A 17,111-nucleotide genomic window follows, 5' to 3' on the forward strand; every position below is an offset into this window, starting at 1 on the left:
ACATGGGCTGGTGGCAGATGGACGCGGACGCGCTCGCGGGCAGCCGGTTCGTGATCTCGCCGCTGGCCGAGACCACCGCCGCGCTCCAGACGCTGGACCTGAGGTCGTCCGCCCACCCGGGCGAGCGGGCGTGGCTGGAGGCCCATCTGCCCGCCTACCGTGCCCGGTCGGCCGCCGATCCCGTCGACGCCCTGCTGGTGCGGGCCGCGCTCGGGACCACGTGGAACGCCGACTTCGTGACCCCCACGCCGTCGGCCGACGGCGAGCGGAGCTTCGAGGAGGAGCTGGTCCGGGTCCGTGAGACCCCGACCGCCGAGGCGGTGGCGGACCTGGCGGTGTCGCTGGGCGGCCCGGTCCCCGAGCCGCTGGCCTCGGCGACCGATCTGCCGTACCGGATGGCCGAGTTGCTCGCCTGGGTGTGGCGGGAGACCGTCCTGCCGACGTGGCCGCGGCGCCGGCGGATCCTGGAGGCCGATGTGCTCGCGCGCACGGCGATGCTGACCCGGGGAGGGTGGGCGGCCGCCCTGGACGAGCTGAACCCGGGCCGGACGCGCTGGCTCGGTGGCGGCAGGCTCCAGGTCAACAGCCGTGACTACCCGCCGCGTTCGGTGGCCGGCGGGCAGCTGCTCTTCGTGCCGGTGACGCCGAGCCGGGGGTGGGTGTCGTGGGAGGGGACGGAGCGGTACGCGATCGTCTACCCGTGCACGGGAGCCCTGGCCGACGCGGAGGGCCCGGCCGTCCCGACGGCCCTGGCCGCGCTGCTCGGGAGCGCCCGGGCCGGGGTGCTCGTACGGCTGGAATCCCCGCTGTCCACCAGCCAGTTGGTCGCGCTGACGGGTCAGGGTCTCGGGTCGGTGGGGCGCCATCTGAGGGTGCTGCTGGACGCCCGTCTCGTACGGCGGCGGAGGGCGGGCCGCTCGGTCCTCTACGACTGGACGGAGGCGGGCGCGGCCCTCGTGCGGGCGCAGGGCGCGCGGAAGGGCCCCCGCTCCGGTGCTCTCGGAGCGGGGGCCCGTACCTCTACGGAGTGATCAGACCTTGAGGGCCTTGATCGCGGTCGGCGCGTGGCCGGACTCCGTCGCGAGCTCCTCGAACTCGGTGACGTCGCTCATGTCGACCGTCTTGCTCATCGCGATGTTGGTGATGCGCTCCAGGATGGCCTCGACGACGACCGGGACCTGGAACTCGTCGGCCAGCTTCTTGGCCTCCTCCAGCGCCTCGCCCAGCTTCTCCGGGTCGGTGACGCGGATGGCCTTGACGCCCAGGCCCTCGGCGACCTTGACGTGGTCGACGCCGTAGACGCCGATCTCCGGGGTGTTGATGTTCTCGAACTCGAGGTTGACCTCGAAGTTGATGCCCAGACCGCCCTGCGCCTGACGGATCAGCCCCAGGTAGGCGTTGTTCACGAGGACGTGGACGTAGGGGACCTTGTGCTGGGCGGCGACCGCCAGCTCCTCGATCATGAACTGGAAGTCGTAGTCGCCCGAGAGCGCGACGACCGGGGTCTCCGGGTCCGCGGTGGCGGCGCCGATCGCGGCCGGGATGGTCCAGCCGAGCGGGCCGGCCTGGCCGCAGTTGATCCAGTGGCGCGGCTTGTAGACGTGCAGGAACTGCGCGGCCGCGATCTGGGAGAGACCGATGGTGGTGACGTAGCGCGTGTCCGGGCCGAAGGCCTTGTTCATCTCCTCGTAGACGCGCTGCGGCTTCATGGGGATGTTCTCGAAGTGCGTACGGCGCTGGAGGGTGGCCTTGCGCTCCTGCGCGGAGGCGGCCCAGGCGGAGAAGTCGGGCAGCCTGCCCGCGGCCTTCCACTCCTTGGCGATCTCGACGAAGAGCTCCAGGGCGGCCTTGGCGTCGGAGGCGATGCCGTAGTCCGGGGCGAAGATCTTGCCGATCTGGGTGGGCTCGACGTCGACGTGGACGAACTTCCGGCCCTTGGTGTACGCCTCCATGTTGTAACCGGTGTGGCGGTTGGCCCAGCGGTTGCCGATGCCGAGGACGAAGTCCGACTCCAGGAAGGTCGCGTTGCCGTAGCGGTGCGCGGTCTGGACGCCGACCATGCCGGCGGCCAGCTCGTGGTCGTCCGGGATGGTGCCCCAGCCCATCAGGGTGGAGATGACCGGGATGCCGGTCAGCTCGGCGAACTCGACCAGCAGGTCGGTGGCGTCGGCGTTGATGATGCCGCCACCGGCGACGATCAGCGGGCGCTCGGACTCCAGCAGGAAGGTCAGCGCCTTCTCGGCCTGGGCGCGGGTCGCGCTCGGCTTGTAGACCGGCAGCGGCTCGTACGTCTCCGGGTCGAACTCGATCTCGGTGAGCTGAACGTCGATCGGCAGGTCGATGAGGACCGGGCCGGGGCGGCCGGAGCGCATCAGGTGGAAGGCCTGCTGGAAGACGCCGGGGACCTGCGCGGCCTCCAGGACCGTGGTGGCGGCCTTGGTGACGGGCTTGGCGATCGAGGCGATGTCGACGGCCTGGAAGTCCTCCTTGTGGAGCTTCGAGACCGGGGCCTGGCCGGTGATGCACAGGATCGGGATCGAGTCAGCGATCGCGGAGTACAGGCCGGTGATCATGTCGGTCCCGGCGGGGCCGGAGGTACCGATGCAGACGCCGATGTTGCCGGCCTTGGCACGGGTGTAGCCCTCGGCCATGTGGGACGCGCCCTCGACGTGGCGGGCGAGGGTGTGGGCGACGCCGCCCACGTTCTTGAGCTCGCGGTAGAAGGGGTTGATCGCCGCGCCGGGCACGCCGAACGCGTTGGTGACGCCTTCGCGCTTGAGGATCTCAACGGCCGCTGCGGCGGCGGTCATACGAGGCATGGGAGGGCTCCTGCTTCGGCCAGGCGGAAACGGATGCGCCACCGGCTCGTGGGCTCGTTTCCGTATTGCGGAAGTATTGTTCTACTATGTGGAAGCAATGTAGGTCGGGGGTGCGAGGGCCGTCAAGGGAGGGGCCCCGGACGTTGGCCGAACTCCCTCCCCTCGCGTGGCGGATTGGTGGACGATGGGGGCAGGAAGACAGGGGGTTCGGCGTGGGGTTCGGTCTGGGTGACTCGGTTCCGGTGCGCTGCCCGGAATGCCTCCGTACGCAGCCGTATGCCGCACCGGTCTTCCCGTGCGCGTGCGGCACCCCGGTCGTGCCACCGGTGATCACCGGGGCGACGGGCGAACCGGTCACGCACCGCAACTGGACGGACGAGTGGGTCACGGTCCGCTGCGCCGCCTGCGGCCGCGAGGACGAATGGCCCCACCCGGAGCTGGGCTGCACCTGCGGCACGGTCCTGCGCGTCCCGGTCAGCCCGCCGGACGGCGGACCGGGCGCGGGCCGTACGGGCGGCGGCATGACGGGGCGGGGCGCGGGCGCGGGCGCCGAGGTGAGCACCGGCCCCTGGGGCACCGCGGACCCCCGCACCGGCGACGACGCGCGACCGGGCGCGGCCCTGGACCCCGGCCCGGCCACCGACGCGGGTTCCGCGCCCCCCGGGGACGGGCGTCCCGGGACGGGCCACGGGCGCGCCGCCGAGGCGCACGACGACAGGGACTCCGCACCGGGCGCCGGACCCGCACCCGCACCGGGCGGCTGGTTCACACCCAGGAGCGGCGCCGGGGGCTCCGGGGGCGCGGGCGGGACGGGCGGTGTGCCGGACGGTCCTGGCGGGACGGGCGGGGTGCCGGACGGTCCTGGCGGTCCGTATCCGCTGTCGGGGTCCGCCGAGAACCACGCCCACGCGGCCCCCGCACAGGGCGGGCCTCACCGCGCCTTCGCCGAGCGGTACCCCGCGCACATCCCGCTGCCGCCCACCGCGCCGCATCCCGCGCCGCCGAGGCCCTCGTTCCGCCCCATGACCATCCGGACCGCGCGGGACGCGGTGGCCACCTCCGCCGGGTATCTGCGCTGGCTCGGGTTCCGGGACGTCGTCCAGCCCGAGGAGCGCTCCGCGTCCGGCATAGACCTGCGGGCGCCCGGACTCGTCGCCCAGGTCGATCCGAGCACCCGCCCCGCCGCCCTGCGCGCCGTCGAGTGCCTGTGGCTGAACGGCCTCAGCAGCTCGGCGGTGAGCGTCTTCTTCTCCCTCGCCGGCTACACCCCGGAGGCCCGGTCCCGCGCCGACGAGCTGGGCATCCCGCTCTTCGTCCTGGACCTCACCGGGACGCCCCAGCCGGTCAACACCCCGGCCGACGAACTGATCACCACCGGGGCCTGAGCCGACTGCCGGTCGCCCGCCGGGCCCTCAGCTCAAAATAACCTCAGATTTCGGCCATTCACGCGTGACGATCACACTCCGCCGGGCACAACATCCTCGGGGGGTGGGGCGTCATGGGGGCGGTCATGTGGTGGTTCATCGGTGCGTCCTGCGTACAACTGCTGTGCGCGCTCGCCCTGTTGCGAACGCGCAGCCCAGGGCGGACCGAACTCGCCCCGCAGGCACTGGCGTTGCTGCGGGGCGGGCGACGGGCCGCGGTGGTCGTGGCGCTCGTCGCGCTGCACCAGCGCGGCGCGGTGGCGGCGGGTCGCAAGGGAACGATTCGGGCCAACGGAGGCCCCGGTCGGACCCGTGACCCCGTCCAGCTCGGGGTGCACAGTTCGCTGCGCCGTGCCCTGGGCCTGCGGGTGCTGGCCACGCAGCCCCGGGCGCGGCAGGCCGTGGACGCGCTGCGGGCCGAACTGGGCCGGACCGGTCTGCTCCGCCCGCACGGGCGGGTGCGCATCGCGCGCCCGCTGCTCGTGGGCGCGATGGCCACGGTGGCGGCGGGTCTGCTCGTCACGCGGCCGTCCGGCGCGGGACTCGCACTGGCGCTCGCCCTCGGAGCCGTACCGACCGGCGCGGCGCTCGCGCTCCTGTCCCTGCCGCCGACGACCCGTGCCGCCCGCCACCTGCTCGCCGGGCTCCGCGAACGCCACCCGCTGCCCGCGCACCGGCGTGAGGTGACGGACGGCAATCTGGTGCTGCTGTACGTCGCCCTCTACGGCGACCCCGCGCTCGCCCTCTTCCTCCCCCGCTTCTCGCGCGACGGCGGACTGCTGGGCCAGGGCGGCGGTACGGACGGCTACGCCACAGGCCGCGGCTGGTTCGGTGGCAGCGCCTGGAGCGGGGGCGAGTCCGGCGGGAGCGGAGGCGGCGGAGGGGGCGGCTCGGACTGAGGGCGCGCGCCATACTCGTCGTATGCGCATCCGAGCGGCCGCACCGGCCGAACTCCCGCTGCTCCAGGACATCGAGCGCGCCGCGGGCGAACCCTTCCGTTCCCTCGGCATGGCGGTCATCGCCGACGACGAGCCCCTTCCGCTGGACGTCCTGGACTCCTACCGCCGGGCCGGCCGCGCCTGGGTGGCCGCCGACGAGGCCGACCGCCCGGTCGCGTACCTGCTGATGGACGCCGTCGACGGGGCCGCTCACATCGAGCAGGTCTCCGTCCACCCGGCCGCCGGCCGCCGGGGCGTCGGCCGCGCGCTCATCGAGCACCTGGCGGCGGAGGCGGCCGAGCGCGGGCTGACGGCCCTGACCCTGACGACCTTCACCGAGGTCCCCTGGAACGCGCCGTACTACGCCCGTCTCGGCTTCCGTCCCCTCGCCGAGTCCGACCCGGCGCTCACCACGGGCCTGCGCGCCATCCAGCGGGCCGAGGCCGCCCACGGACTGGCGACCTGGCCCCGGGTCTGCATGCGCCGCGAGCTGGCCGCGGCGCCCGGCCCGCGCTCCGTGACGCCGCCCCCGTTGCGCGCCGCGACGACGGAGCCCGCCCCGTAAGGCCGCGGCCGCCGTCACCCGTAGCGGCGGCGGAGTTCCACCTTCCGTACCTTCCCGCTGACCGTCATCGGGAACTCGGCGAGGATCTCCACCCGGCGCGGGATCTTGTAGTGCGCCAGGCGGTCGCGGCAGTACGCCGTGATGTCGTCGAGGCTCGGCGGGTCCGCGGGGTCGCGCGGGACCACGCAGGCCAGGATCTCCTCGCCGTAGCGGGCGTCGGGGACACCGACGACCTGGACGTCGGCGATCTTCTCGTACCCGTGGAGGAACTCCTCGATCTCGCGCGGGTACACGTTCTCGCCGCCACGGATGATCATGTCCTTGATGCGGCCGACGATCTGGACGTAGCCGTCCTCACGCATCACGGCGAGGTCGCCGGTGTGCATCCAGCGGCCCGCGTCGACGGCCTCCGCGGTCTTCCCGGGCTCGTCCCAGTACCCGAGCATCACGCTGTAGCCGCGGGTGCACAGCTCGCCGGCGGCCCCGCGCTCCACGGTGAGGCCGGTGACCGGGTCGACGATCTTCACCTCGACGTGCGGCATCACCCGGCCGACCGTGCCCGTCCGGCGCTCCAGGTCGTCGTCGCGCCGTGTCTGGGTGGAGACGGGCGAGGTCTCCGTCATGCCGTAACAGATGGACACCTCGGCCATGTTCATCTCGGCGACCACCCGCTTCATCACCTCCACCGGGCAGGGCGAGCCGGCCATGATCCCGGTGCGCAGGGAGGAGAGGTCGTACGAGGCGAAGTCGGGGAGGTCGAGTTCGGCGATGAACATCGTCGGCACGCCGTACAGCGAGGTGCACCGCTCCTGCTGGACCGCGCGGAGGGTGGCCGCGGGGTCGAAGGACGGCGCGGGGATCACCACGCAGGCGCCGTGCGAGGTCGCCGCGAGGTTTCCCATGACCATGCCGAAGCAGTGGTAGAAGGGGACCGGGACACAGATCCGGTCCTGCTCGCTGTAGGCGATCATCTCGCCCACGAAGTAGCCGTTGTTGAGGATGTTGTGGTGGGAGAGGGTCGCCCCCTTGGGGAAGCCCGTGGTGCCCGAGGTGTACTGGATGTTGACCGGTTCGTCGCAGGACAGCGCTGCGGGGCGCAGCTCCCCCGGCGTACGGGCGAGCAGCTCGTCCCAGCTGGCGTCGTCGAAGTAGACGGCCTCCCGCAGCTCCGGGCAGTTTCCGGCGACTTCCTCGACCATCGCGCGGTAGTCGCTCGTCTTGTGGGCGAGGGAGGCGAAGAGCAGGGAGATCCCGGCCTGGCGGAGCACGTACTCCAGCTCGTGGGCGCGGTAGGCCGGGTTGATGGTGACCATGACGGCACCGATGCGGGCGGTGGCGTACTGGACGAGCACCCACTCGGCGCGGTTCACCGCCCAGATGCCCACCCGGTCGCCCTTGGCGACCCCGCTGCCGAGCAGGGCGCCGGCCAGCCTCTCCACGTCCGCGCCGAACTGGGCGTACGTCCAACGGCGACCGGACGGGACGTCGACGAGCGCCTCGCGCTCCGGCCAGGTCGCGACGGCCCGGTCGAGGTTCGCACCGATGGTGTCGCCGAGGAGCGGCGTGGAACTCGCCCCGTGGGCGTAGGACTGGGTCATGCGAGGTCCCCTTCCGCGTACTCCGTGCCCTCGCCCTTGGCCGTGCGCTCGCGCAGCTCGATCCGGCGGATCTTGCCGGAGACCGTCTTCGGCAGCTCGGCGAACTCGATGCGCCGCAGCCGCTTGTACGGGGCGAGCACCGCGCGCGAGTGGGCGAAGAGCGCCCTCGCCGTCTCCTCGTTGGGCTCCCAGCCCTCCGCGAGGACGACGTACGCCTTCGGGACGGCGAGCCGCAACGGGTCGGGGGCCGGGACGACGGCCGCCTCTGCCACCGCCTCGTGTTCCAGGAGCGCGCTCTCCAGCTCGAAGGGGCTGATCTTGTAGTCACTGGCCTTGAAGACGTCGTCGGACCGGCCGACGTAGGTGATGTACCCCTCGGCGTCGCGGGAGCCGATGTCGCCGGTGCGGTAGTAGCCGCCCGCCATCGACTCGGCCGTACGCTCCGGGTCTCCGTGGTAGCCGGTCATCAGGCCGACCGGGTCGGTGGACAGGTCGAGGCAGATCTCGCCCTCCTCGACGTCCGCCTTTCCGCTCACCGGGTCGACGAGGGTGACCCGGAAGCCGGGGCTGGGGCGGCCCATCGAGCCTTCCTTCAGACGCTGGCCGGGGCTGTTGGAGACCTGGACGGCGGTCTCCGTCTGCCCGAAGCCGTCGCGGATGGTGACGCCCCAGGCCCGGCGCACGGACTCGATGACCTCGGGGTTGAGCGGCTCGCCGGCCGCCACGACCTCGCGCGGCGGGCGGGCCATCTGCGTGAGGTCGGCCTGGATCAGCATGCGCCAGACGGTCGGCGGCGCGCAGAAGCTGGTGACGCCGTTCCGCTCCATCTCGGCCATGAGGCGTGCCGGGTCGAAGCGCGTGTAGTTGTGGATGAAGACGGTCGCCTCGGCGTTCCACGGCGCGAAGAGGTTGGACCAGGCGTGCTTTGCCCAGCCGGGCGAGGAGATGTTCAGATGCACGTCGCCGGGTTTGAGCCCGATCCAGTACATGGTGGCGAGATGGCCGATCGGGTACGAGGTGTGGGTGTGCTCGACCAGTTTGGGGCGGGCGGTCGTGCCGGAGGTGAAGTAGAGCATCAGCGGGTCGTCGCCGCGGGTGACGCCGTCGGGCTCGAAGCTCCCGGACGCCTCGTACGCGCCCTGGTAGGAAACCCAGCCGGAGTGCTCGCCGCCGACGACGATCCGGGTGTACTCCCCCGGGACGTCGTCGAACTTGCCGGTGTCCTCGGCGCGCACGATCACGTGCCGGGCCCGGCCACGCTCGACCCGGTCCCGGAGGTCGGCGGGGCCGAGGAGCGGGGTGGCGGGGATGACGACGGCCCGCAGCTTCATCGCGGCGAGCGCGGTCTCCCACAGCTCGGCCTGGTTGCCGAGCATCACGATGATCCGGTCACCAGCCCGTACGCCCTGGGCGCGCAGCCAGTTGGCGGCCCGGTGGGAGCGGGCGGACATCTCGGCGAAGCTGACCCGGGTCTCGGTGCCGTCCTCCTCGACGATGTGGAGGGCGGTCCTGTCGTTGCCGGCCGCGATGACGTCGAACCAGTCGAGGGCCCAGTTGAACCGGTCGGGGCGGGGCCAGGCGAATCCCTCGTAGGCCGTCTCGTAGTCCTCGCGGTGCTGGAGCAGGAAGTCGCGGGCGGCCCGGAACCTCTCCGTCGCGCTGGTAGCCGTCATGTGTCCTCCTCGTTGCGGGACCGGTCACCGACATCGTGTAATCAGTGACCCAGGTCTCACTACCCCCGTTCGGGGGTGAAGGAGTGGTCCCGTGCCTGAGCGGATCGAATCGGTGGAGTTGCGGGCGGCGCTGCTGCGGATGCGCCGCACCACCGGGCTTGAGGTCGTCTTCGGCGGTCTGCTGCACGACGGACGCCGGCTGCGGATCGCGGAGCTGAACGGAGCGCTGACCCCCGCCCTGCGGGGGCTCGCGATCTCGACGGGCAGTGGCCTGGGCGGGAAGTGCCTGGCGCTGTCGCGGCCCTGCGCGGTCGTCGACTATCCGTCGGCGCGGCACATCACGCACGAGTACGACGGTCCGGTGTCGGCGGAGGGGCTCCGTTCGGTGATCGCGGTGCCCGTCGTCGTACGGCGCAAGGTGCGGGGGGTGCTGTACGGCGCCCTGCGGGACGCGCGGCCGCTGGGCGAGCGCGTCCTCGACGCGGCGGTGGCGGCGGCCCGGGACGTGGAACAGGCGCTGGCCGTACGGGACGAGGTACGGGACCTCCTCGCGGCCTCTCCGGGCACGGGGCGCACGGGGCCAGGGCGGGCGGCGGGCCGGGGGGCGGGGCAGGGCGCCGGACCGGGCGGGGGGCCGGGCCACGGACCGGGCGACGGATCGGGACCGGGCGTGGGGCCGTCGTGGGAGGAGGTCCGTCAGGCCCACGGCGAGCTGCGCGAACTGGCCCCGCGGATCGCGGACCCGGAGCTGCGGGCCCGGCTCCTGGCGGTGTGCGGCCGTCTGGAGACGGCCTCGGTGCGGCCGGAGCGCCCACCGGGCGTGTCGCTGACGCCGCGCGAGCTGGACGTCCTGGCGGCGGTGGCGGCGGGGGCGACGAACGCGACGGCGGCGGAGCGCCTGGGGCTGCGTCCGGAGACGGTGAAGGGCTACCTCCGCTCGACGATGCGCAAGCTGGGCGCGCACACGCGGCTCGAGGCGGTGGTGGCGGCGCGGAGGGCGGGGCTGCTGCCGTAGAGGGGGCGGGGGCGGTGGAGGGGGCGGGTGCGGTAGAGGGGGCGGGTGCGGTAGAGGGGGCGGGTGCGGCTTCCCACGCGGGCGGGGCGGCGCCGCTACGCGTCCACCACGCCGAACTCGACGTCGAACGGCACCCCTTCCGCCGCCATCACTCCCGTTCCCGCCATCCGCTCCGCCTCCTCCGTCAGCTCGGCGCGCTGGGCCTTGGTGGTGCGGCCGAAGGGCTGGATGGTCATCGTCGCGCGCTCCTTGGTCTCTTCCAGGCGCCAGAGCCCGGCGACGAGGCCGTCGAGGAGGAAGACGGGGAAGGCGATGTTCACCTTCCAGGAGCGGTTCCTCGCCTCGGCGGAGACGACGCGGCCGCGGTCGGCGTGGGAGAGGAGGAGGTTGTCGTACTCGGGGAGGAAGCGCGGCGGGGCAGGCGTGTCCGCGTCGGGGCGCGGGGCGTCCGGGAGGTCGAAGAGTTCGGTGCCGTGCTCGTCCTGGAAGGTGAGGAGGCGGGGGCGGAGGCGCTCGAAGGCGTCACGGAGGCGGGTGAGGCCGCACCAGGTCTGCATGTCCTTCACGGAGGCGGGTCCGAAGGCGGCGAGGTAGCGCAGCACGGTGTCGTCGGGGGCCGGGGCGGGTTCGGCGGCGCGGCCGAGCCAGGTCTCGGCGGTGGTCAGACGGACCTGCCCGCTCCGCCGCCAGAGGCCGCGCGGGGTGACCTGGACGAGCGGCAGGAGGCAGCGGGCGGCGACCGAGAGCGACTGCGGATCGGCGTCGGGCCAGTGGACGAGGAGGGCCTCCCGGATCTCCTTGGGCGTGCGGGGCTCCTCCTCGACGAGCTCGCGGGAGAGGGCGGCGAGGCGGGCGAGGTCGACGCCGTCGAGACCCGTGCGGAACATCTTGAGTTCGCGGTCGCGGGCGGCCTGGACCAGGGGCCGCAGGGTGAGGACGTCCTCGGCGGTGTGGGTGTGGATCGTGGAGCGCAGGGTGACGATCCGGGCTACCTCGCGGGACTCCATGAGGTCGGAGAGGTGCGCGGGCCGGAAGCCGGCGAGCCGGGCGGCGAGGGCGTGGTACGGCGGTCTGGTGTTCTGCGCCTGGAGCCCGAGGAGGTGGGAGACGGCGTCCTTGGCGGACATCGCGGCGGGCTCCAGGAGGAGCTGCCGGGCCAGCGTGGCACGGCCCAGCGCGCGGGTGGAGAGGACCGGGTTCGTCGTCGTGGAGGCCATGGGGGCACGCTACTCGGGCTTGCGGACAGTTACGGTCCGCAATGCGGCTGGAGGCTGTGGGTCCGAGGCCGCCGCGCCCGCGTGATTCACCCCGTATATCCTGCCCGGGAGGCCTGACCGATCTTGCACACGGAGGTGGACCCCACGATGTCGGAGCGTCGCCCCCGAGCCGCCTGGCGCCGCCAGCCGGAGCCGCCGGCCCCGCCGCGCCCGGAGCCGGAGCCGCCCCGGCCCGGGTCCGTACCGGAGGACCGGCCGAGCGTGGTGCAGGCCACGCTGTACCGGGACGGGCGCAAGGTGTCGTCGCCGGCGACGCTCGCCGAGACGTTCCGGCAGCTGCGGGAACACCCGGACGGCATGGCGTGGATCGGCCTGCACCGCCCGACGGAGTCCGAACTGCACTCGCTGGCGGGCGAGTTCGACCTCCACGAACTGGCGGTGGAGGACGCGCTGGAGGCGCATCAGCGCCCCAAGCTGGAACGGTACGGAGACACTCTCTTCGTCGTCCTGCGGGCCGCCCGCTATCTGGACGCCCAGGAGGAGGTCGACTTCGGCGAGCTCCACATCTTCGTGGGCCAGGACTTCGTGATCACGGTCCGCCACGGCGCCGCCCCGGACCTCTCGGCGGTCCGCCACCGCATGGAGGAGGACCCCGACCTCCTGGCCCTGGGCCCGGAGGCGGTCCTGTACGCGATCCTGGACGCGGTCGTGGACGGTTACGCCCCGGTGGTGGCGGGCGTCCAGAACGACATCGACGAGATCGAGACCGAGGTCTTCGGCGGCGACCCCGCGGTCTCCCGCCGCATCTACGAACTCTCCCGGGAAATGGTCGAGTTCCAACGCGCGACGCGCCCCCTGGTGGGCATGCTGCACGGCCTGATGGCGGGCTTCGCGAAATACGGCACGGACGAGGAACTCCAGCGCTACCTCCGCGACGTGGCGGACCACGTCACCCACACCAGCGAACGCGTGGACGGCTTCCGCCAGGCCCTGACGGAGATCCTGACGGTGAACGCGACGCTGGTGACGCAGCAACAGAACGCGGAGATGCGGGCGTTGGCGGAGGCGGGCTTCGAACAGAACGAGGAGATCAAGAAGATCTCCTCGTGGGCGGCGATCCTGTTCGCCCCGACGCTGGTCGGCACGATCTACGGCATGAACTTCGACAACATGCCGGAGCTGCACTGGGCCGGCGGGTATCCGTTCGCGATCGTGCTGATGGCAGTGGTGTGTACGAGCTTGTACGTGATCTTCAAGAAGCGGGACTGGCTGTAGGCGAGCCCTCCGACATCTTGATCGAATCCTGCCCGCGGTGCCGGTGTCCTGGCGCTGGACGCCGACCGTGCCGGTGCCCTTCTTCACGTCCCCGGTCTCGTCGACCACCAGTACCGCCTGGTCTTCGTGCACGTGGTCCACCACGTAGTCACACACATCGTCGCGGACCCGGTCGGCGTCCCACTTGGCCCGGCCGAGCAGATGCTGCATGCCGTCCGGGGTCCTCTCCCCGGCCCATTCGGCGATGGTCCAGCAGTTCTTGCGCGGCAGGTCCGACAGCAGTCCGAGCACCAACTTCCGGACCCGGAACTGGGGTTCGACCCGTGTGAACCGTCCCGCTATCCGGCTCATCAAGCCCTCGAACGCCTCCTGCCAGCGGGCAGGGTCTACGCTGTGACCTACGACCACCGCGCGATCGTTTGTCTTCACACACCGATGATCAACGGGTGGCCGGCCCCGACTCCACAGCGCGTCGGGGTCGCGCAGCGTCCGCCCGCCGTCCTGTGCCAGGAGGAGATGTGCAACGTGGCGAAGTCTGGTGGGCGGAGTTCGACGAGCGGCGGCCGGTCGTGCTGCTGTCGGGAGACGACGCGTCCGGGATCCGGGTGATGCAGGTCGTCGCTCGCGCGGGTGTCGACATCACCGGTCTGGGCGTCGAAGTGGCGGTAGGCGCCGTGGAAGGACTGCCCTTTGAAGGCGTGCTTCGGTTCGCGTTCCCGCGTCCGGGCTTTACCCCTTGCACGTGGCTGACGACCGTGTCCCGGGACGACCTGATCGAGCGGGCGGGCGCCCTGTCCTCCGCGAAACTCAGCGAGATTGAGAACGCCCTCCGCCTCGGTGAGGAGGCGAAGGAGTGGACCCCGGCGACGACCGCGAAGCTCAGCGAGATGAGGAACGCCCTCCGTCTCGGTGGACTCGGGTAGGCGGAGTAGGAAACGAACGCCCGCGACGGCGTGGTCGGTCTCGTCCAGATGATCGACGCTGCCAGCTGCCTCCTCGGCGCCCCTCACGATCGAGATCACGAACTACGGCTGGAGTGCAAAGGCAGGGTCTTCAAATGATCGTCGCTGGTGGATCATGGTGTCGTGATATGTCGCCGTGAACTGCCCGATGCTGAGTGGGAGTTCGTCCGGCCGTCGCTGCCCGCGTCGTTGCGGGGGGGGGGCGGAAGCGGCTGGACGACCGCAGGGCCCTGAATGGGATTGTGCGGAAGTTCCGCACGGGGACGGCCTGGCGGGACGTGCCCGAGCGATACGGTCCATGGGCCACGCTGCATACGCGCTTTCGCAGATGGGCGGCGGACGGGACGTTCGACCGGACGCTGCGGGCCGCGCAGGCGAAGGCGGACGCGGCGCGGGACACGAGTGGCTGGTGTCCGTCGATTCCACGATCGTCCGGGCTCACCAGCATGCGGCGGGAGTCCGAAAGGGGGCTCCGCGACCCGGCCCCGGCCGGTCCAGAAGCGGTCTGACCGGGGCGGCCCCGCACCCGGCCCGATCACGTCCTGGGCTCCAAGGACTACAGCTCGAAAGCGATCCGCGCCTGGCTCCGCCGTCGGGCATACCGCACACGATTCCCGAGCGGGCCGACCAGGTCATCAACCGGGCCCGGCGAGGCAGCCGCGGTGGCCGCCCGCCGGCCTTCGACCGTGAGGTCTACGAGCACCGCCACGTCGTGGAACGGTGGCTTCAACCGCCTGAAGCAGTGGCGTGGCATCGCCACCCGCTACGAACAAAATCGCCCAGTCCTACGAAGCAGCCGTCACCCTCGCATCACTCCTGATGTGGGCGTGACATTTGACGACAGTACCTAGGGCCTGTGAGCGCCCGCACCCGGTCTCCCTGTTGTTGACCGCGCTTCGGGAGGCTGGGGCGGACGAGCAGGCCGAAGCCCTGACCGCACGGCTTCCCGCGGTGGGCGTGTGAAGCCTTCAGCACGATTCAGTTCAGCAGGATCAGCGGCCGCGCGACATTCCGATTCGGACGTGAACCTGATGGGAGTCGGTCACGCCATGGTCGTGGGAGGACCTGGAATAGCCCTCACGTGCGGGTTGTCGACGGTCATGCAAGACCGGAACGTCACAATCGACTATGAGAACCGCGCACACTGCGACCAAGTGAGGCTGCACCCCAAAGCTCGACGAGCGCGTGAAGCACTGGTTCGGCAAGGTGACGGTCGCGGCCCGGCCGGAATGTTCACGAGTTTCGGTTCTGGCTCACTTTCCGTGGAGGGCTGACTGAGTGTGATGTCAGTGGCGTGTGGTGAGATGGCCGGACTATGTGGTCTGTCGTGAACGACTCTGATCGAGTGCAGTGGCACTACACCCCCTTCGAGAGCGTGGGCCCGCTCCGATTCGGCATGAGTCCCGAGGAAGCCGGCGCCGCGATGGAGTTGCAGGGGTTCACTGGAACTGCCTCCTCCATGCACCAGCGACACGGCGCCCTTGTGCTCCAGGCCGCCTTTCGCGAGATGACCGCCCCGGCGTACGTAAGAGCGGTCACCGTCTACTACAGGGAATCCGGCGGGCTGGCCTTCGTAGTCGTCGACGCACTGTGTGGACCACTGGTCTCGATGGACGGGCTGCAGTTGGTTGGGCGGGTGCCTTCCGAGCTGACGGACCAGTTCCACGATTATCAGGAGGGGCGCGGCATGAGCCCCATGATCTCTGTCGAGGGTGATGCGGCGTCGGACGAACTCGGGATCATGGTGCGCGCGCAACGAGCTGGCGACATCCTCTTGTCACGACCGGTCTTCGCGCGATTCGACGGCTGGGCTCACACCGTGCATGACTGCGTCCCTAGGGACGAGTGGACTGTCCGCTGACAATGCCGCGACTTCAAGCGGCGCACCGGCAGAGGACTGGGTCAGTGACGCCCTATACGCCCTGACTACATGCTTCACGAGTAGAGCAGGACGCGTTTGCGGAGGAGATGAAAGCCAGCCCGGCCGAACATCTGGCGCTTGAGCATCTTGATCCGGTTGACGTGGCCTTCAACGACCCCGGAGCTCCAGGGCAGGGTGAGGCCGGCGATGACCGCATCGCGGTCACGGTCGATGCCTGCGGCCAGGGTGTGGAGGCCGGGGAAGTCGTCGCGCCGGACGGCATCGAGCCACTGCGGCAGCCGTTCGCCCTGGCGCTCAGTAAGCATCTGACCGAAGGAGCGGACGTGGCCGGTGAGAGCGTCCAGTTCAGGACAGTGGACCAGAACGGCCTTGAGCCGAAGGCGCTCCGTCTCGGTGAGGGTCTCCGGCCGGCGGAGGATCCATCCGGCGACGACCCGGGGTGACGGTGGCCGAGCCGTGACGGGGCCTGGCGAGAACCGCTTCTCCCGGAAATAGGCACGAACCCGCTGGTAGCTGCCCTGATAGCCGAGTGGCACGATCTCCTCCCACACGGTCCAGGCGTTCGTGCAGCCCTGGTTCCAGCGGTCATCCACAGGTAGGGCTTGAAGGCGTCGAGTTTGGATGGTCGGCCCTGCCACTGCCCCTGGAACAGGTCCTCCGGGGTGGCTGCGTCGGCGAGGAGCTTGACGGTGCGGGAGGTCATCCGGAGTTGGCGGCCGATCGCCCTCCGGCTGAGCCCGGCGGCCAGCAGTTCGTGGACGATTGCGTGGTTCACACGGGTGCGGTCAGCGAAGCGGTGTCCCCTTGGCCAGGGCCAGCCGGGGAGGTCTTCGAGCTTCTTCTGCTCGGGGGCGGGCTGGGCGGGAGCCGGCGCCAGGACCTGCAGGCATCCTCGGTGGTCTGCGACGCACCGCTCTGCGGCCTCGCTCAGGTTGTGCCAAAGATGCCACCTGTCCGCGACCTGCACCGCTTGTGGTGCCCCGGCCGTGGCGCCTTCGGCGGAGAACGGTGCCCGATCGCGGCAGACCACCTCCACCCCGGGTCGTTTCGCGAGCCAAGCGGCCAGGCTGGACGCCTCCCGGTCAGGCAGTAGGTCCAGTGGACGCCGGCTTTCGACGTCGACCAGGGCCGTCCCGTAGTGACACCCTTTGCGGGTCGCGTACTCATCGACGCCGACCACCCGCGGGGCCGGAACTTCGGGGTCGGGTAACGCTTCGACCAGCCGCAGCACCGTGCTGCGGCTCACGGACACGCCGAAGACGCGCGCCAGGCGGGCCCCGGCCCGACCGGCGAGCGCGAGGCCGACCGCGGCCAGCGTCGACCGCAGGCGTTCGGTTCGCCGGCCGTAGCGACGGGTCAAGCCCGGCAGCTGTTCGGCGAAGGTCCGCCGCCCGCACGAGATGACCGGGCAGAGGAACCGGCGAACGTGCAGACAGAGAGCGACCCGTCTGCCTCCGCTGGGCACATCAGCGGGAAACCGCAGGTAGGAGCTGTGAATCCGCCGTGACCAGATGCCGCATCCGGGACAGATAGCCCCGGGCGCCGTGCTTCGGGCCTGTATGTGTACCGCCTCGTCGTTCACGGCGACAGACAGCACCGCCACGTCGGCGATCGACGGGAACAGCAACTCCTCCAGCCGGAGCACCATTTCTTCCACGGGCCGAACTGTCAGCTACACCGCACCCGGTACGGGCCAGTTCCGGGCAACTTCTCCAGGGCTCACTCGCCCGAAGCCCGTCACTC

The 17,111-nt window shown here is 71.3% G+C and carries 13 protein-coding genes and 3 pseudogenes; 9 read left to right on the forward strand and 7 right to left on the reverse strand.

Annotated features, from left to right (window positions below; translation table 11 throughout):
• Positions 1-2 precede the first annotated feature (2 nt).
• Positions 3-1,031, forward strand: a complete 1,029-nt coding sequence (locus M5362_RS03315) for an ArsR family transcriptional regulator (protein ID WP_260225765.1) — start codon at positions 3-5, stop codon at positions 1,029-1,031.
• On the opposite strand, the gene gcl is transcribed toward M5362_RS03315, so the two are convergent.
• Positions 1,032-2,819: a glyoxylate carboligase gene (gene gcl, locus M5362_RS03320; protein WP_260225766.1), complete on the reverse strand. Its 1,788-nt coding sequence runs from the start codon at positions 2,817-2,819 to the stop codon at positions 1,032-1,034.
• 818 nt (positions 2,820-3,637) lie between these two features.
• Between gcl and M5362_RS33260 the strand changes: the two genes are divergently transcribed.
• The 3 genes from M5362_RS33260 (at position 3,638) to M5362_RS03340 (ending at position 5,746) form a co-directional block, all read left to right on the forward strand.
• Positions 3,638-4,204, forward strand: a complete 567-nt coding sequence (locus M5362_RS33260) for a hypothetical protein (RefSeq protein WP_374214409.1) — start codon at positions 3,638-3,640, stop codon at positions 4,202-4,204.
• A gap of 113 nt (positions 4,205-4,317) precedes the next feature.
• Positions 4,318-5,142, forward strand: coding sequence for a TIGR04222 domain-containing membrane protein (locus M5362_RS03335; protein WP_260225767.1), 825 nt, complete (start codon positions 4,318-4,320; stop codon positions 5,140-5,142).
• 22 nt (positions 5,143-5,164) lie between these two features.
• Positions 5,165-5,746, forward strand: coding sequence for a GNAT family N-acetyltransferase (locus tag M5362_RS03340; RefSeq protein WP_260225768.1), 582 nt, complete (start codon positions 5,165-5,167; stop codon positions 5,744-5,746).
• 14 nt (positions 5,747-5,760) lie between these two features.
• Here the strand turns inward: M5362_RS03340 and M5362_RS03345 are convergent, their stop codons facing one another.
• Positions 5,761-7,344, reverse strand: a complete 1,584-nt coding sequence (locus M5362_RS03345) for an AMP-binding protein (RefSeq protein WP_260225769.1) — start codon at positions 7,342-7,344, stop codon at positions 5,761-5,763.
• Positions 7,341-9,017 carry an AMP-binding protein gene (locus M5362_RS03350; protein WP_260225770.1) on the reverse strand — a complete coding sequence of 559 codons (1,677 nt, stop codon included), beginning with the start codon at positions 9,015-9,017 and terminating at the stop codon, positions 7,341-7,343. Before M5362_RS03350 ends, M5362_RS03345 begins: the two co-directional genes overlap by 4 nt.
• Before the next feature lie 91 nt (positions 9,018-9,108).
• On the opposite strand from M5362_RS03350, the gene M5362_RS03355 reads away from it, so the two are divergent.
• A complete protein-coding gene (locus M5362_RS03355) occupies positions 9,109-10,032 on the forward strand; it encodes a LuxR C-terminal-related transcriptional regulator (RefSeq protein WP_260225771.1) in 924 nt (307 codons plus the stop codon).
• Positions 10,033-10,127: 95 nt separating this feature from the next.
• Here M5362_RS03355 and M5362_RS03360 read toward each other — a convergent pair whose 3' ends face one another.
• A complete protein-coding gene (locus M5362_RS03360) occupies positions 10,128-11,249 on the reverse strand; it encodes a winged helix DNA-binding domain-containing protein (RefSeq protein WP_260225772.1) in 1,122 nt (373 codons plus the stop codon).
• Positions 11,250-11,396: 147 nt separating this feature from the next.
• On the opposite strand from M5362_RS03360, the gene M5362_RS03365 reads away from it, so the two are divergent.
• Positions 11,397-12,524, forward strand: coding sequence for a magnesium and cobalt transport protein CorA (locus M5362_RS03365; protein WP_260225773.1), 1,128 nt, complete (start codon positions 11,397-11,399; stop codon positions 12,522-12,524).
• 18 nt (positions 12,525-12,542) lie between these two features.
• On the opposite strand, the pseudogene M5362_RS03370 reads toward M5362_RS03365, so the two are convergent.
• A pseudogene (locus M5362_RS03370) lies at positions 12,543-12,875 on the reverse strand (transposase); the annotation flags it as partial.
• A 167-nt stretch (positions 12,876-13,042) separates the two neighbouring features.
• On the opposite strand from M5362_RS03370, the gene M5362_RS03375 reads away from it, so the two are divergent.
• The 3 genes and pseudogenes from M5362_RS03375 (at position 13,043) to M5362_RS03390 (ending at position 15,347) form a co-directional block, all read left to right on the forward strand.
• Complete coding sequence (locus M5362_RS03375; RefSeq protein WP_260225774.1) at positions 13,043-13,447, forward strand: type II toxin-antitoxin system PemK/MazF family toxin; 405 nt, start codon at positions 13,043-13,045, stop codon at positions 13,445-13,447.
• A gap of 162 nt (positions 13,448-13,609) precedes the next feature.
• A pseudogene (locus M5362_RS33265) lies at positions 13,610-14,317 on the forward strand (IS5 family transposase).
• Between the two features lie 496 nt (positions 14,318-14,813).
• Positions 14,814-15,347: a hypothetical protein gene (locus M5362_RS03390; RefSeq protein WP_260225776.1), complete on the forward strand. Its 534-nt coding sequence runs from the start codon at positions 14,814-14,816 to the stop codon at positions 15,345-15,347.
• A 74-nt stretch (positions 15,348-15,421) separates the two neighbouring features.
• On the opposite strand, the gene M5362_RS33095 is transcribed toward M5362_RS03390, so the two are convergent.
• Positions 15,422-15,961 (reverse strand): transposase, encoded by a 540-nt coding sequence (locus M5362_RS33095; protein WP_260225777.1) that lies wholly within the window; start codon positions 15,959-15,961, stop codon positions 15,422-15,424.
• Positions 15,962-16,320: 359 nt separating this feature from the next.
• Positions 16,321-17,016 (reverse strand): annotated as a pseudogene (locus M5362_RS03400) (ISL3 family transposase); the annotation flags it as partial.
• Between the last annotated feature and the right edge of the window lie 95 nt (positions 17,017-17,111).

The organism is Streptomyces sp. Je 1-79, from assembly GCF_025195125.1.
GTDB lineage: Bacteria > Actinomycetota > Actinomycetes > Streptomycetales > Streptomycetaceae > Streptomyces.

Bases quoted from the DNA above. Each gene is read 5' to 3' on its own strand.
- M5362_RS03315 (WP_260225765.1), top strand. From the start codon at position 3: ATGGGCTGGTGGCAGATGGACGCGGACGCGCTCGCGGGCAGCCGGTTC.
- gcl (WP_260225766.1), bottom strand. From the start codon at position 2,819: ATGCCTCGTATGACCGCCGCCGCAGCGGCCGTTGAGATCCTCAAGCGC.
- M5362_RS03335 (WP_260225767.1), top strand. From the start codon at position 4,318: ATGGGGGCGGTCATGTGGTGGTTCATCGGTGCGTCCTGCGTACAACTG.
- M5362_RS03340 (WP_260225768.1), top strand. From the start codon at position 5,165: ATGCGCATCCGAGCGGCCGCACCGGCCGAACTCCCGCTGCTCCAGGAC.
- M5362_RS03345 (WP_260225769.1), bottom strand. From the start codon at position 7,344: ATGACCCAGTCCTACGCCCACGGGGCGAGTTCCACGCCGCTCCTCGGC.
- M5362_RS03350 (WP_260225770.1), bottom strand. From the start codon at position 9,017: ATGACGGCTACCAGCGCGACGGAGAGGTTCCGGGCCGCCCGCGACTTC.
- M5362_RS03360 (WP_260225772.1), bottom strand. From the start codon at position 11,249: ATGGCCTCCACGACGACGAACCCGGTCCTCTCCACCCGCGCGCTGGGC.
- M5362_RS03365 (WP_260225773.1), top strand. From the start codon at position 11,397: ATGTCGGAGCGTCGCCCCCGAGCCGCCTGGCGCCGCCAGCCGGAGCCG.